This is a genomic window from Lacinutrix sp. YIN62, from assembly GCF_057219185.1.
This window is the reverse complement of the sequence record NZ_JBXVVH010000010.1, coordinates 25,781-41,987: the sequence shown is the minus strand read 5'-3', so window position 1 is coordinate 41,987 and position 16,207 is coordinate 25,781. Positions and strand designations below refer to the sequence as shown.

The 16,207-nt window shown below is 32.6% G+C and carries 13 protein-coding genes; 11 read left to right on the top strand and 2 right to left on the bottom strand.

Annotated elements, in window-relative coordinates; translation table 11 throughout:
- Window positions 1-103: 103 nt before the first annotated feature.
- From AC2D8I_RS08355 to AC2D8I_RS08345, 3 genes are all read left to right on the top strand, one after another.
- Window positions 104-3,124 carry a tetratricopeptide repeat protein gene (locus AC2D8I_RS08355; RefSeq protein WP_484705543.1) on the top strand — a complete coding sequence of 1,007 codons (3,021 nt, stop codon included), beginning with the start codon at window positions 104-106 and terminating at the stop codon, window positions 3,122-3,124.
- A 106-nt stretch (window positions 3,125-3,230) separates the two neighbouring features.
- On the top strand, window positions 3,231-4,943 hold the full coding sequence (locus AC2D8I_RS08350; protein ID WP_484705542.1) for a TonB-dependent receptor: 1,713 nt from the start codon (window positions 3,231-3,233) through the stop codon (window positions 4,941-4,943).
- 216 nt (window positions 4,944-5,159) lie between these two features.
- Window positions 5,160-6,782 carry an amidohydrolase gene (locus tag AC2D8I_RS08345; protein ID WP_484705541.1) on the top strand — a complete coding sequence of 541 codons (1,623 nt, stop codon included), beginning with the start codon at window positions 5,160-5,162 and terminating at the stop codon, window positions 6,780-6,782.
- 67 nt (window positions 6,783-6,849) lie between these two features.
- Here AC2D8I_RS08345 and AC2D8I_RS08340 read toward each other — a convergent pair whose 3' ends face one another.
- Window positions 6,850-7,548, bottom strand: a complete 699-nt coding sequence (locus tag AC2D8I_RS08340) for a class I SAM-dependent methyltransferase (protein ID WP_484705540.1) — start codon at window positions 7,546-7,548, stop codon at window positions 6,850-6,852.
- Between the two features lie 65 nt (window positions 7,549-7,613).
- On the opposite strand from AC2D8I_RS08340, the gene AC2D8I_RS08335 reads away from it, so the two are divergent.
- Window positions 7,614-8,108: a YkgJ family cysteine cluster protein gene (locus AC2D8I_RS08335; protein ID WP_484705539.1), complete on the top strand. Its 495-nt coding sequence runs from the start codon at window positions 7,614-7,616 to the stop codon at window positions 8,106-8,108.
- A gap of 66 nt (window positions 8,109-8,174) precedes the next feature.
- Window positions 8,175-9,008 (top strand): sterol desaturase family protein, encoded by an 834-nt coding sequence (locus tag AC2D8I_RS08330; protein ID WP_484705538.1) that lies wholly within the window; start codon window positions 8,175-8,177, stop codon window positions 9,006-9,008.
- A gap of 42 nt (window positions 9,009-9,050) precedes the next feature.
- Here AC2D8I_RS08330 and AC2D8I_RS08325 read toward each other — a convergent pair whose 3' ends face one another.
- Window positions 9,051-10,289, bottom strand: coding sequence for an exo-beta-N-acetylmuramidase NamZ family protein (locus tag AC2D8I_RS08325; protein ID WP_484705537.1), 1,239 nt, complete (start codon window positions 10,287-10,289; stop codon window positions 9,051-9,053).
- Window positions 10,290-10,298: 9 nt separating this feature from the next.
- Between AC2D8I_RS08325 and AC2D8I_RS08320 the strand changes: the two genes are divergently transcribed.
- The 6 genes from AC2D8I_RS08320 (at window position 10,299) to AC2D8I_RS08295 (ending at window position 16,187) form a co-directional block, all read left to right on the top strand.
- Window positions 10,299-11,534 carry an ABC transporter permease gene (locus AC2D8I_RS08320; RefSeq protein WP_484705536.1) on the top strand — a complete coding sequence of 412 codons (1,236 nt, stop codon included), beginning with the start codon at window positions 10,299-10,301 and terminating at the stop codon, window positions 11,532-11,534.
- A gap of 181 nt (window positions 11,535-11,715) precedes the next feature.
- A complete protein-coding gene (locus AC2D8I_RS08315; protein WP_484705535.1) occupies window positions 11,716-12,696 on the top strand; it encodes a PLP-dependent cysteine synthase family protein in 981 nt (326 codons plus the stop codon).
- Window positions 12,697-12,968: 272 nt separating this feature from the next.
- Window positions 12,969-13,514: a hypothetical protein gene (locus tag AC2D8I_RS08310; protein ID WP_484705534.1), complete on the top strand. Its 546-nt coding sequence runs from the start codon at window positions 12,969-12,971 to the stop codon at window positions 13,512-13,514.
- 118 nt (window positions 13,515-13,632) lie between these two features.
- Window positions 13,633-14,913, top strand: a complete 1,281-nt coding sequence (locus AC2D8I_RS08305) for a DUF2851 family protein (RefSeq protein WP_484705533.1) — start codon at window positions 13,633-13,635, stop codon at window positions 14,911-14,913.
- A 27-nt stretch (window positions 14,914-14,940) separates the two neighbouring features.
- Entirely contained in the window at window positions 14,941-15,168 is a 228-nt protein-coding gene (locus AC2D8I_RS08300) for a PspC domain-containing protein (protein ID WP_484705532.1), read from the top strand.
- Window positions 15,165-16,187, top strand: coding sequence for a potassium channel family protein (locus tag AC2D8I_RS08295; RefSeq protein WP_484705531.1), 1,023 nt, complete (start codon window positions 15,165-15,167; stop codon window positions 16,185-16,187). The genes AC2D8I_RS08300 and AC2D8I_RS08295 overlap by 4 nt, the downstream gene beginning before the upstream one ends.
- Window positions 16,188-16,207: the final 20 nt, after the last annotated feature.

Genomic DNA, 16,207 nt, shown 5'->3' with positions numbered 1-16,207 from the left:
TCGTTTTTTTAATTTTAATATCGGGCTTATAATTATAATGGATTTCTATCGTTATCACATAAAGATTAATTTATATTTGGATTTTAATTAAAAACGTGGTTTAATGACTCGAAAATATATTTTAGTAAGCTTATTATTCTTAGGGTTAAGCACGCAATTATTTGCTCAGAAATCGGCAGCCTATACCAGTGACTTGGTAGGCTACCAAAAAGCATTAACATTATATAATTACCAGCAATACATAGCGGCTCAAACCGCCTTTGAAACGATAAAGAAAGAGACCAACGACGAAAGTATAATGTCTGATTGTGCTTTTTATATTGCTAATTGTGCCGTGCGTTTAAACCAACAAAATGCAGATCAATTGGTAGAGCAATTTGTAAGAGACTACCCCGTAAGCACAAAAAAAAATGACGCTTATGTGGATGTCGCCAATTATTATTATGAAAACGGAAAGTTTGCCTATGCACAGAAATGGTATAAAAAGGTAGATGAGAAATCATTAGATATAACGGCAAGAGAAAAATATAATTTTAATAACGGATACGTTGCCTTTAATGCTAAAAATTATAAAGAAGCAAAAAAATATTTAACCCGTGTAGAAACCTCTCAAAAGTATGGTGCACAGGCGAAATATTATATTGGTTTTATGGCTTATGAAGGCGACGATTATGAGAAAGCAAATGAATATTTTGATCAAGTTAATAATACCGATAAGTACAAGGAAAAACTGTCGTATTATCAGGCCGATTTAAATTTTAAGCTAGGTAAGTTTGATACGGCAATAAAGTTGGCAAAAACTAAATTAAAAACGAGTAATAAAGACGAAGCGTCTGAATTGTCCAAGATTATAGGGGAAAGCTATTTTAACCTAAACCAATATGATGAGGCCATTCCTTTTTTAAAAGCATATAAAGGTAGAAAAGGAAAATGGACTAATACAGATTATTATCAACTAGGCTATGCTTATTACAAGCAAGGAGATTATGAAAAAGCAATTTCAGAGTTTAATAAAATTGTAGGCGGAAACAATAGTGTGGCTCAAAATGCATATTATCATTTAGGGGAAGGCTATATTAAATTAAATAAAAAACAAGAAGCTTTAAATGCTTTTAGAAATGCTTCACAAATGCGTTTCGATCTTAAAATACAGGAAGATGCTTGGTTAAACTATGTTAAGGTTAGTTACGAGATAGGCAATCCATACAAGTCGGTTCCTCAGGTATTGGTAGATTATTTAGAGGCTTACCCAAAAACAAGTTATAAAGATGAGATCGAAGGGCTGTTAATCGATTCTTATATTACATCAAGGAATTATAAAGAAGCTTTTGCTTTACTAAAAGGGAAGAAGCGTTTTGAAAGTAAGCAAGCTTATCAAAAAGTAGCTTTTTATAGAGGTGTAGAACTCTATGGAGAAAATAAATATCAAGAAGCAGAAAAGATGTTTGATGCTTCTTTGAAAACACAACAGGATCCTAAATATACAGCAAGAGCAATATTTTGGAAAGCTGAAACAGATTATAACTTGTCTGAATATAAAGATGCTCTAATTGGCTTTAAACAATTTAAAACATTACCAGAAGCAAAACAATTTAAAACATATAAAAACTTGGATTATAATTTAGCATATACCTATTTTAAATTAAAAGATTATAGACAAGCTTCAACGTATTTTAATACCTACATAACGAATTATAAAGACGATAAGATAAGGCTTAATGATGCTTATTTGCGTTTAGCAGATGGACATTTTGTGTCTACGAATTATACACAAGCGATTGCAGCTTATAAAAAAGCCATTGAAATAGGAGAAATAGAAGTGGATTATGCCTTTTTTCAAAAAGCCATTAGTTTTGGATATTTAGGGCAAGCATCACGCAAAATTTCAGAATTAGAACAATTTATTTCAAATTATCCTAAATCAAAACTTCGAGATGATGCAATGTATGCCTTAGGTAATGCTTATGTGAAATTAGGTAAGGATGATAAGGCAATGGCAATTTACGATCGGTTAAATGTAGAATATAATAACAGCTCTTTTATATCAAAAACACTTTTAAGACAAGGTTTAGTGTTTTACAATGCAAGTAAAAATGAGGAAGCTATTACTAAATTTAAAAAAATAGCTAAAGATTTTCCAGCATCACCAGAAGCTAATCAGGCTGTAGAAACCGTACGTTTAATTTATATCGACCTAGGTCAAGTAGAACAATATGCCCAATGGGTAAAAACTTTAGATTATGTAGAAGTTACAGATGCCGATTTAGATAATACTGCCTATGAAGCTGCCGAGAAACAATTTTTGGAGAACAATATAGACAAAGCAATAAAGCAGTTTAACCGATACCTTAGTGCTTTTCCAAAAGGGATTCATGCTTTGCAATCACATTTTTACCTTGCGCAATTATACTTTAAAAAAGAGCTTAAAGAGAATGCTGAACCCCATTTTAAATATGTATTAGAAAGGTCTCAAAATGAATATACAGAAGAGGCAATGTTGCGTTTGTCTCAAATAATATTGAATAATAAAAAATGGGCAGAAGCAATCCCTGTACTAACACGGTTAGAACAGGACGCTAATTTTCCTCAAAATATCATTTTTGCACAATCTAATTTAATGCAGTCTAATTATCAATTAAATAAATATGAAGACGCTATTGCTTATGCAGAAAAGGTATTGAGTCATACCAATATAGATGCTAAAATAAAAAGTGATGCCAATACTATTATAGCGCGTTCGGCGATAATAATGGATAATGAAGCCAAGGCTAAAACAGCTTACGCTAAAGTAGAATTAACGGCTGTAGGGGAAACAGCTGCCGAGGCTTTATACTACAATGCCTATTTTAAAAATAAAGCAGGCGATTATAACGCTTCAAATATTACAGTACAACGTTTAGTAAAGGTGTATTCAAGTTATAGGTATTATGGCGCTAAAGGATTGGTCATTATGGCAAAGAATTTTAATGAATTAAAGGATGCTTTTCAAGCCACATACATTTTGGAAAGTGTAATTAGTAATTTTTCTGAATATGAAGAAATTGTAGCAGAAGCACAAGAAGAATTGAACAAAATAAAAACAGAACAGGCAAAAACAAATGCTTCTGTCGAAACTGAAGATTAAATACTTTTAGGTTTGCGTTTAAAAGAAACGTATTGAGAGGGATCAAAATAAAAAAAACATTAATGAATGAAGGGATATCATCATTCGGCAATCGTAAATAGAAAATATGTTTAGTAAGAAAAAGCAATTCACATTTATAGTGTTATCACTAGTAGTAATGCTAATGTACGCACAAGAACAGGAACAAGATACTCTTAAAACAGATGTGATAAATGTTATAAAACCCTATAAACCTAATATCTCAGACGCCTTTAAAGTAAAGGAAATCCCGGTGTTAGATGATGAAACAGAAAATAAAAAAGAAATTAAATACAGTATTTTTTCATTCCCAGTAGCCTCTACATTTACGCCTGTAAAAGGAAAAGCAGCAGTGGTAGACAAGGCCGAAAAGGTAAAATTGTTCGAGAATTATGCCGCTTTGGGATTGGGGCCTAATAGAACTGTTTTAGGAGAAGTGTATTTAAATCATAAATTAGGAAGAGGGGAAAGTGTTAGCGCTTATTTAGAGCAGCATTCATCAACAGGGGGAATCGATGAGGTCTTGTTAGATAATAATTTTTCCGACTCAAAACTTAATTTAGGTTACAGTAAAAAAAATAGAGACCTAACCTGGGGACTTAAAGGCGGTTTACAGCTGCAATCCTATAATTGGTATGGTATTGCACAACCTGAATTTACTCAAGAAACAGCAGATACGTTAAACGTTGGCCATACATTCACCAATAGTTATGTGTCTGGGGATATCACCTTAGAAAAAGGGGCTGTTAAATCAGCAAATGTACTCTTTAGGCATTTTGGCGATAATTATGGATCTGCTGAAAATAGATTTAAAGTAAAAACGATCGTAGATGTGCCTGTGCAAGGTGAGATTGTATCGACAAAGGTTAGTGTCGATTATTTGTCAGGAGCCTTTGATAGAAGTTATAGTACAGAAGAAGCTCTAAAATACGGGAATTTTCAAATAGGGATAGCACCAAGCTATCAATTAGAGGAAGATGATCTAACTGTAAATGTAGGGTTTTCACTAACGTATTTAAATGATACAGAAGCCAGCAAGAGCCGGTTTTATATTTACCCGAATATAAAGGCGTCATATCGTATGGTTGATGGGGTTTTAATTGCTTTTGGGGGCGTGAATGGGGGGCTGATTCAAAATACATACAGCCGTTTCACTAAAACGAATCCATTTGTGTCACCAACATTATTTATTGTCCCAACAGACCAGCAATACAATGTCTATTTAGGTTTAAAAGGAAAACTTTCTAATACTATGAATTACAGTGTTAATGGGCGGTACATATCAGAAAGAACAAAGGGGGTATTTATTAATAATAAAATAACAACAGATACAGCAGATTATACCTTTGGGAATTCTTTTGGTATACTTTACGATAATGTATCTTCATTAGGATTTGAAGGAGAATTAAATGTGGATATCAATAGGCGTTTTACTATGGGACTTAAAGGCGAGTACTTTGTGTATAATCCCAAAAATCAAGAAGAAGCTTGGAATTTACCCAGTATAAAAACAGCTGTGCTTATGGGGTATCGAATAGCAAATCAATGGTTTGTAAACGCAAATTTATTCTATATAGGCGAGCGAAAAGATCAAAAAGGGGGACTATCAAATGAAACAACAGTCGTAACTTTAGAGGGCTATTTAGATGTCAATGCCCACATAGCATACCATATAACTGAAAGGCTCTCTGTATTTTTAAAAGGAAATAACCTATTTGGAGGCGAGTACGAAAAATGGCAAAATACGCCTGTACAAGGGATTCAGTTTTTAACAGGCGCAACTTATAAGTTTGATTTTTAAAAAAGGTGTTTATTAGATAGATACTTTTGTTTTAAGGGCTATTGTTTTATAGTTTTTATACAAGGCGACTATTTAAAACTACAGATGTTAAAGTAAGTCGTTTAAATAGTCGTGTGGCACTTATAGTTAAAACTTAATATTAATTTAAATAAATTAAAACGCACTCATTATTAGGGCCATTTTTTATTTCTATATTTATACTCAAAATAATAAATAATGAAGATAAAATACCTAAGCTTGATGTTGCTTATTCTTTTTTCATGTGAAAAAGGAAAACCAGAAGTCGATAGTATTGTAATCAATGCTAATGTTTACACTGTAAATTCTAATTTTGAAAAGGCAGAAGCCTTTGCTATTAAAGACGGTAAGTTTGTTGCCGTAGGCGCAACGCAGGACATTCAAAATAAATATACCGCAGCAGAAATAATCGATGCCGAAGGACAAACGGTTATTCCAGGTTTAATAGATGCCCATTGCCATTTTTATGGTTTAGGATTAAATCAATTGAATGTGGACTTAAATGGAACCAAAAGTTTTGATGATATGATGAAACGTGTTATCAATTTTCAGAATAAGCGACAAGCTCATTTTATTAGAGGACGCGGTTGGGATCAAAATGATTGGGAGAGTAAAACATATCCAGATAAAAAATTACTAGATAAGTTATATCCAGAGACACCAGTCGCTTTAACGCGAGTAGATGGGCATGCAATGTTGTGTAATCAAGCGGCATTAGATTTAGCAGGCATTTCTAAAGACACAAAAGTTTCTGGTGGAGAGATTAAAAAGAAAGACGGTGAATTAACAGGGGTATTAATAGATAATCCTATGGAAATGGTCGCAGCCATTTTTCCTAAACCTACACGAACGCAACAAATAGATGCATTGGTTGAAGCTCAAAATATCTGTACAAAATATGGGTTAACCACAGTTTCTGATGCCGGATTGGATAAACAGGTTATAGAGCTTATAGATAGCTTACAACAAGTCAATGTACTAAAAACCAGAATTTATGCAATGATTAGTAATACCAAAGAAAACCTGGATTATTACTTAAAGAAAGGAAAGGTGAAAACCGAACGTTTAAATGTGCAATCGGTAAAAGTATATGCCGATGGCGCTTTAGGATCTCGCGGTGCTGCTTTAAAGGCACCTTATAATGATGAACACAATCATTACGGCGCAATGGTTATTCCAACAAAAAGTTATGAAACTCTAGCGACCCGTATAGCCGCGGCAAATTACCAGATGAATACTCATGCTATAGGCGATTCTGCTAACCGATTTGTATTACAAACTTACGATAAGGTGCTTAAAGATAAAACGAATAGACGTTGGAGGGTGGAACACGCACAAGTTATTACCGATAATGATTTTAAATATTTTAAGAACGAAAATATAATCCCTTCTATACAACCTACACATGCAACGAGCGATATGTATTGGGCAAAAGACAGAGTTGGAGAAGCGCGAATAAAAGGCGCTTATGCTTATAAAACATTGTTAGATATGAGTGGGAAGGTTGCATTAGGGACCGATTTTCCCGTAGAACAGGTTAGTCCATTTTTAACATTTTATGCTGCTGTAGCAAGGAAAGATTTGAAAAATTTTCCTGAAGGCGGTTTTCAACCGAAAGATGCATTATCTCGAGAAGAAACTTTAAAAGGGATGACTATTTGGGCAGCTTATGCTAATTTTGAAGATGAAGAAAAAGGGAGTATTGAAATTGGTAAATTTGCAGATTTTATCATTTTAGATAGAGATATTATGAAAGTAAAACCTAGGCGTATTGCTTTTACAAAGGTCAAGCAAACATTTATTAATGGGCTCTCTCAATAATGGAAGCCATAGTCTCTTTTGTGTCATCTAATAATAGTTTTTAAAGCATAATTAAAGGACACAAATGTTAAATATAAAGTTTCGCTAAATAATCAAAGTGGTCGCCATCGGCCACTTTTTTGCATTGTAATCCTACGGAAGCACAGGCGATTGATAATGTATTAAAATCTAAGTATAACCATTTCATAGGGGCTTCTTTTTCATTTTTATAACTTAAAAAGTAATCAAGTTCACCATAGTAATTGGAATTAACATTATGCCAAAAGCCACCATCTTCATCTTCATACATGTATTTAATGTCACTAGAATCTATTAAAATTTGTCCGTTAGGATTGAGTAAGGTTTTTAAGTGTTTTAAATAAGTCGGCACAGCGTCTAAGGTTTGAAAAATTCCAGTACCGTTCATTAACAATAAAATGGTATCAAAAGTGTCTGTTTCTTCAAGAAGCGGTTTTAATTCGGCACATTGTATCCCTCTAAGCTTACACACCTCAATGGCGCCTTTAGAGCTGTCTATAGCTTTAATCGAAAGTCCTTTTTTTTGCAAATATAAACTATGGCTTCCTGCACCAGAACCAACATCTAAAAGGGAACCCTTAGCAAGGTTTAAGGCTTTTTTTTCAAGATTCGGCATCGCTTTATAATCTCTAAAAAGATAAGGCAAAGGGAGAATATCTTCATCAGAAATATTTGTGGAAGTTATAATGTCTTCGGTGTAATTCCCGTTTTGATAGTCTAATAATGCTTTTCCGAAGCGGTCTTTCATAAAAAAAAAGTTTCATTACCCTAAGGCAGAAGTTCTAAGTTATAAACTTTAATTATTTTTGTGCTATGCAAGACGAAATAAACAAGCTAGCTAAGCAGGCCAAAGATAAGCATAAGGAGAATAAAACCTTTTTTACTAAGTTAAAAAAAAAGCCTCCCAAGCAATTAGACTATTTAATGCAAGAGTTGCATGAAAACGAGTTTGAACAAACAGATTGTTTAACATGTGCTAATTGTTGTAAAACTACAGGGCCTTTATTTACAGATAAAGATGTGTCTCGTATCGCAAAGTACTTCAAGATGAAAACACAACAATTTATTGATCAGTTTTTACGAGTAGATGAAGAAAATGATTATGTTTTAAAAAGCGTACCCTGTACTTTCTTAGGTGCAGATAATTATTGCACTATTTATGAAGTAAGACCCAAAGCTTGTCGAGAATTTCCTCATACCGATAGAAAAAAATTTCAGCAAATCGCTAATCTTACATTAAAAAATGTAGCTATTTGTCCTGCAGCATTTAATATTGTTGAAGCTATGAAAAAACGAATAAAGTTTTAATACTAGTAGGCAAGGTTAAAACACGAAACACATCATCTTTTTCTTATATTTACAAGAAAAGTGATATTGGAATCTATTTTAAATTATTTTGAGACTATCCCATCCCTCCATAGAAGTATTATACTCGTTGGCGGGATTACTCTGTTCTGGCTTTTAGAAGGCATCCTACCCTTGTTTAATTATAATTATCAAAAATGGAGACATGCCTGGCCAAACCTTTTCTTTACTTTAACAACTATTCTTATAAACTTCGTATTGGCTTTTGTGTTATTAAAAACATCGGATTGGGTTGTCTTAAATAATTTTGGTATTATTAACTGGTTGCCAGAAATGCCTTTATGGTTATATGCCGTTTTAGGAGTTTTATTATTAGACTTTATTGGTGCTTATTTAGCACATTATACAGAGCATAAAGTCCGTTTTTTATGGCGCATTCATTTAGTACATCATTCAGACCATAAAGTGGATACAACTACAGGGAACAGACATCATCCCTTAGAAAGCGTTATTCGTTTTATTTTTACACTTCTAGGTGTTTTTGTTGTTGGAGCACCTATAGCTATTATTATGTTATATCAATCAATGTCCGTTGTTTTTACTCAATTTACACATGCTAATATTAAATTGCCTAAAACACTAGATACTGCTATTAGCTATATCTTTATTTCACCCGATGTACATAAAGTACATCACCATTATATGTTACCCTATACCGATTCTAATTATGGGAATATTTTTTCTATTTGGGATCGTTTATTTGGAACGTTTATGGTATTAAATAGTGAGGATATTATCTATGGCGTAGATACATTTCCAGATGAGAAAAAAAATGAAAGCTTAAAACATTTGTTAAAGCAACCTTTTCATAAATATAGAAAACCAACCACACTTCAAAAATAACCTCTAAAATAATAAGAAATGCAATTCGGGAATTAAGTAGGGTTAAGGGTATAATAGATATTTCGCTCTCACAAGTTTAAAGTTTTTTAAACCCTTTGCCCAAGAGGCTTTTATTTGTGCTTCAGTTTTACCATTCTCTATATCTTGCCTAAGAGTTTTAGTTCCTGCTAGTTTTGTAAAGAACCCATTAGCGTTAAAGAATTTGTTCTTATCTTTTGTTGTATTATAGGCTGCTATTAAATAGTTTAAATTAAGAGCTTCTAAAGGCGGTGTATTGCTAAGATTATAGCCGTAACAAACGGTGTTTTTATGTTTAGGGTATTTGGCACCAAAATTAGGTTTGGGAGTAAATTCATAGTCTGTTATAGGTAATTCTGGTGAGCCGTATATTTGAAATTGTAGCGCGGTACCTCTTCCAACACTAACGTTAGTGCCTTCGAAAAAACATAAGCTAGGGTATAAATTGATTGCAGTGCTGTTAGGTAAATTTGGAGAAGGTTTTATTGGAAGCTCATATGGTATATTATGGGCATAGTTTTTTACGGGAATAACTGTAAGGTTGCATTTAATTCCTTTGGTGAGCCAATTTTCTCCATTAATCATTTGGGCATATTCACCAATGGTCATCCCGTGTACTACAGGTATAGGGTGCATTCCAACAAAACTTTGATGTTCTAATTCTAAAATAGGACCATCAATATAATGCCCATTAGGGTTTGGTCTATCCAAAATAAGCATCGGAATATTATGCTCAGCACATGCTTCCATAACATAATGTAAAGAAGAGATATAGGTGTAAAAACGCGCGCCAACATCTTGAATATCAAAAACCATAAGGTCTAAGTCCTCTAATTGTGTTTTTGAGGGTTTTTTGTTTTTACCATAAAGGGATACAATAGGGAGTCCCGTTTTGGTGTCTAAACCATCTTTTACAAGTTCTCCTGCATCTGCATTACCACGAAAACCATGTTCCGGAGCAAATACTTTTTTTACATTTATATTTAAATCTAATAAAGAATCAACAATATGACTGTGTTGTTGATTATTCTTAAAAATCACGGAAGTTTGGTTCGCTACTATTCCTATACGTTTCCCTTTTAGAAGTGGTAAATAAAGAGCTGTTTGGTTTGCTCCTACAATTATTGGAGGTTTTTTTTTACTAAGATTTAAAGCCCTGTAATCATGCTTTACGGTTTGCTCTTGTGTCTTAACTGTATTTCCACAAGAAATTCCTAAAAAGATAAATAATAAAACTGTATTTTTGAGCAAAGTTAACCGCATACTTATAAATTGAATTTCGAATATTTTATAGCTAAACGCATTATTGATAGTAAAGCGTATAAAAGTAGTATTTCGGCGCCAATAATAAAAATTGGAGTCGCAGCAATTGCCATAGGAATTGTTGTAATGATGATTGCCATAGCAACAGGAATTGGCTTGCAACAAAAAATAAGAGATAAAGTCGTTGCTTTTAACGGACACGTTACGATCTCAAAATACGACACAAATAATTCTCAAGAAAGCGAAAACCCAATAGATACAAACCAAGATTTTTATCCTAACTTTACTAGTGTTGCAGGCGTAAAACATATACAAGGGGTTGTAACTAAAGCTGGAGTTGTTAGAAAACAAGATAATGTTGAGTTTGCAATGATAAAAGGTGTTGGAGCAGATTATAATTGGGACTATTTTAAAACATTTTTAAAAGAAGGAAAACTTCCTGATTATACTAAAACAAGAAATGAAGACGTCTTAATTTCTCAATACTTAGCAAACAGATTAGATATTAAACTTGGCGATAAAATAAATACTTACTTTATTAAGCAAAATGTAAATAAACCGCCAAGTGTAATTCCCTATAAAGTGGTTGGGATTTATAATTCTGGTTTTAAGGAGTTCGATGAGCAGTATGTAATAGGCGATATTCGCCACATCCAACGCCTTAATAAATGGCAGGAAAATGAGGTAGGGAATTTTGAAGTTTTTATAGCTAATTATGATCAGCTAGACGAAACAGGAGAAGCGATTTTTAAAAACATTCCATCAGACCTTAATTCTTATACGGTAACACGAAAATTTCCTTTAGTCTTTGAATGGATTAGTATTTTTGATAAGAATATTTACGGAATCATTGGGATTATGATTTTAGTTGCGGGTATAAATATGATAACAGCATTATTAGTTTTAATATTAGAACGCACACAAATGATAGGAATCCTTAAAGCTTTAGGTTTGTCTAATCTAGGAATTCGAAAAATATTTGTTTACAATGCAACTTATTTAATATTATTAGGGCTGTTTTGGGGGAATATTATAGGTTTAGGATTGCTTTTATTTCAAAAGTATTTTGAAGTAATTCCTTTAAACCCTGATACATATTATGTGTCTACAGTGCCTATTTATATAAATATAGGTTATATTTTAATATTAAATATCGGCACATTTATACTTTGTTTATTAATGCTATTAGTGCCATCTTATGTTATTACACGTATTTCTCCAGTAAAAGCCATACGTTTTGAATAATTTTAGCTATTAAATCAGAAACTTTTTAACCATTACTGTTAGTATTTATACTGTTAAAAGACTATAAAAAATAGAAGTAATACTTAAAAGTAAAAAAACAATTTTAGGTTTTAACTTTTAATTACTTTTGCACACGCAAAATAGGGAATGGAAAGGTTGTAACTTTTCAAAAAAATAAAAGATGAATTACGCAAAGAATATACTAGAGACCATCGGGAATACACCCTTGGTAAAATTAAATAAATTAACAGAGGCATTACCTTGCTTAGTCTTGGCAAAGTATGAAACTTTTAATCCAGGGAATTCTGTAAAGGACCGTATGGCATTACAAATGATTGAAGATGCTGAAGCTGATGGGAGATTAAAACCAGGCGGTACTATTATAGAAGGTACTTCTGGAAATACAGGAATGGGTTTAGCACTAGCAGCTATAGTAAAAGGTTACAAGTGTATTTTTGTAATGGCAGATAAACAATCTAAAGAGAAAGTAGATATGTTAAAGGCTGTAGGTGCAGAAGTTGTTGTTTGTCCGACAGCTGTAGAACCAGACGACCCAAGATCGTATTACTCTGTATCTAAAAGGTTGGGAGAGGAAACACCAAACTCATGGTATGTAAACCAATATGATAACCCTAGTAATGCTAAAGCGCATTACGAAAGCACTGGACCAGAGATTTGGAAACAAACGGAAGGTAAAATAACACATTTTATAGTTGGCGTTGGAACAGGCGGTACTATTTCCGGAGTTGGAAAATATTTAAAAGAGCAAAACCCAGAGGTTAAAGTATGGGGAGTGGATACTTATGGCTCTGTTTTTAAAAAGTATCATGAAACAGGCATTTTTGATGAGAACGAGATTTATCCTTATGTTACTGAAGGAATAGGAGAAGATATTCTACCTAAAAACGTGAATTTTGATATTATTGATGGATTTACAAAAGTAACAGATAAAGATGCTGCTGTTTACACACAACGCTTGTCCAAAGAAGAAGGTATGTTTTTAGGTAATAGTGCTGGAGCAGCTATAAAAGGAACATTACAGCTAAAGGAACATTTTTCAAAAGACGATGTGGTGGTGGTGTTATTTCATGATCATGGTAGTCGTTATGTTGGGAAAATGTTTAATGATGATTGGATGAGAGAGATGGGATACATCGAATAAATACTTATTCAGAAAACAGAAGAGGCTAGGGAATATAATTGTTTCTTAGCCTCTTTTTTAGTGTAAAAACAATAAGTTTTAGCTAGATATGAGATAAAGGAGGGCAGTCTTGTTTAAAATAAATAACAGATATACTATAGAGGAGTGCTTTATTACAAAAAATGAAATCTAATGGTTTGAAGTAGTATTTTTTATACTAAGTAGGATTAGAATAAATGTAATATTATTTATACTAGAACGACCAATGCTAAATTATTTTTAAAGAATATTATATGTGTAAGAAAAAGAATGTGCTATTTGCTATTATTTTGTGTAATGTGTTGTTTTCGTTTTCTCAAGTAGGAATCGGTACTGTTACTCCAGATGAGTCCTCTATTTTAGAGATTCAATCGTCTCATTTAGGTGTGCTCCTCCCTAGATTAACAAATGCCCAACGGGATGCTATAATAAATCCAGCTAAAGGCCTTTTAATTTATAATTCTAACGAAAATGTTTTTCAGTTTAACGAAGGAGATAAAGCAAACCCTATGTGGATGGCATTGCATGCAGATAAAAGTCAATCAGGAACCTATGATGTGGGAACAACAACTACAGGGTGGAATTATTATAACGTTACGTTTAATAAGAACTTTACAAATGTACCGTCAATTATTTTAACATTTAGAGAAGGCGTGGGGACTAACAATACAGGCTCACATACAGCATCGCATATTAAAGTAGCTAATGCTTCCCTTTCAGGGTTTACAATAGCTATTTATGAAACCTCTGGTACAGGAGATATTTTTATTGATTGGATTGCAAGCCCAAGAACACAGTAGTAATGCCAAATGTTTTAAAATAGATTCTAAGCACTTTTTTAATTGTTTGCTTTGTTTTTTTTAAATACTATTAGCACTGTATTAGGATATTACATATAAAATTGTAATTTAATAGTCTATGCAAGAAGACTTCCTACACTATCTTTGGAAATATAAAAAAATAGAGACGCTTAATTTAAAGACGACCGAAAATGAAAACATCGCTTTATTAAGTGTCGGAGAACATAATCATAATACTGGACCAGATTTTTTTAATGCAAAATTAAGAATAGGAGAGCAAGTTTGGGCAGGGAATGTAGAAATCCATGTAAAGTCTAGTGATTGGTTTATACATAATCATGAGTCTGATAGCAATTATGATAATGTTATTTTACATGTTGTTTGGGAGTATAATACAGATGTATTTAGACGAAACAATAGTAAGATTCCAACCCTAGAACTTCGTAAATATGTTTCTAAGCGCGCACTTGCTAATTATTTAAAATTATTCAACACCTCTCAAAATTGGATTAATTGCGAAAAAGAGTTTCGTTCTGTATTGCCTTTTACAGTAAATAATTGGCTGGAACGCTTGTATTTTGAACGGTTGGAGCGAAAATCTAAGGCGATAGATCATATTTTAAAGCAGTCCAAAAATGACTGGGAGACAGTTTTATTTAAATTGTTAGCAAAAAACTTTGGATTAAAAGTTAACGGAAATGCTTTTTTTGAAATGGCCAATTCATTAGATTTTTCAATCGTGAGGAAACAACAATCCAAACTGTTACGTTTAGAAGCTTTATTTTTTGGTCAAGCTAATGCTTTGAATAATATTAGTCAAGAAGCGTATTTTTTGCAGCTTCAAAAGGAGTATAAATTTTTACAACAAAAATTCCATTTATCAAATAGTACGGTAACACTCATACAGTTTTTTAGATTGAGGCCTGCTAATTTTCCAACCATCAGATTATCTCAATTGGCTAATTTATATCATTTACATCAAAACCTGTTTTCAAATATAATTGAGGCAAAGACTTTAGAGACTATTTATAATGTGTTTTCTGTAGGGACTTCAGCGTTTTGGAATACACATTATACATTTGATAAACCTTCAAAAGCATTTCAAAAGAGACTAACAAAATCCTTTATAAATCTATTAGTTATAAACACAATTGTTCCATTAAAATTTAGTTATGCAAAATATTTAGGAAAATCTGTAGAGGCAGATACTTTTAAAATAATTGAACAAATAACATCCGAAAAGAATAGTGTTGTCGATAGATTTAATAAAATAAAATCGATTTCAAAAACAGCATTGCACTCTCAAGCATTAATTCAACTTAAGACAGAATATTGCGACAAAAATAAATGCTTGCAATGTGCGATAGGGAATTCTATTTTGGCACAAGACAATCAATAGCACGTTTTTTTTCTTTAACTTGCAACTATGGAAATTTTCTACAAACCATTATTGTTTTTTCAAAAACATGGATATCACGTTTGTCAGCGTATTGCAGATCGTTTAGGTATTCGTGCCAAAGTTGTTAGAACCTCTTTTATGTATTTAACATTCGTAACCTTAGGGTTTGGTTTTGCCTTGTATTTATTTTTGGCTTTTTGGATGCATATAAAAGATATGTTATACACAAAAAGATCCTCTGTTTTTGATTTATGAACAACCGTTTAATCCAATTTTTTAAGGTGAGATTATATAGAGCAATAGTACTAATGCTAGTATTGTTGCTTATTGGTGTTTTTGGATATCGCATATTATCAGGATATACTTTAGTTGATGCCTTTTATATGACCGTGATTACAATAACAACAGTGGGTTATGGGGAAATCGCGCCTTTGGATGATAAAGCTAAAGTTTTTACAATATTTTTAATATTGGCTAGCGTAGTAATCGTAGGTTATGTAATAACCGTTATTACGGAGTACATTTTAAGTAAGAATAGCATAGAAGAATTAAAACAAAAGAAGATGAAAAAGAAAATCGATAAGCTTTCCAATCATATTATTATTTGTGGGTATGGTCGAAATGGGAAACAAGCAGCACGAAAATTGCTGGCCCATAAAAAACCATTTGTTATTATTGAAAAAGATAAGGAGATTATTGATAAGTTTCAAAGTGATGCTATTGCTTTCGTTTATGGGAATGCTAATGAAGATGAGGTTTTGTTGGAGGCAGGAATAGATCGCGCAAGTACATTAATCTCTGCATTACCAAACGATGCCGATAATTTATTTGTGGTGTTATCGGCAAGACAGATAAATAAGGACATGCAAATTATTAGTAGAGCATCCCAGGAAGCATCATATAAAAAATTAAAATTGGCAGGAGCAAATAATGTCATTCTACCAGATAGAATAGGAGGGGATCATATGGCTTCGTTGGTTGTTGTACCAGATTTAATAGAGTTTATAGATAACTTATCCATTGTAGGAGAAGATAATATTAATATAGAGGAAATTAATGTCGATAAACTCTACAATACGTCAAGCATACGCACTATAAGGGATTTAGACCTAAGAAACAAAACAGGATGTACCGTTATTGGTTTTAAAGGGAGCGATGGGGAATATGTTGTAAACCCTGAAGCAGAACTAAAGTTGGTGCCAGATTCCAAAATTATTGTTCTGGGGCGTCCAGAACAAATCCAAAAGTTAAATTCACTGTATAATTTAGACTAGTTTTTTAATATTAGTAAAGG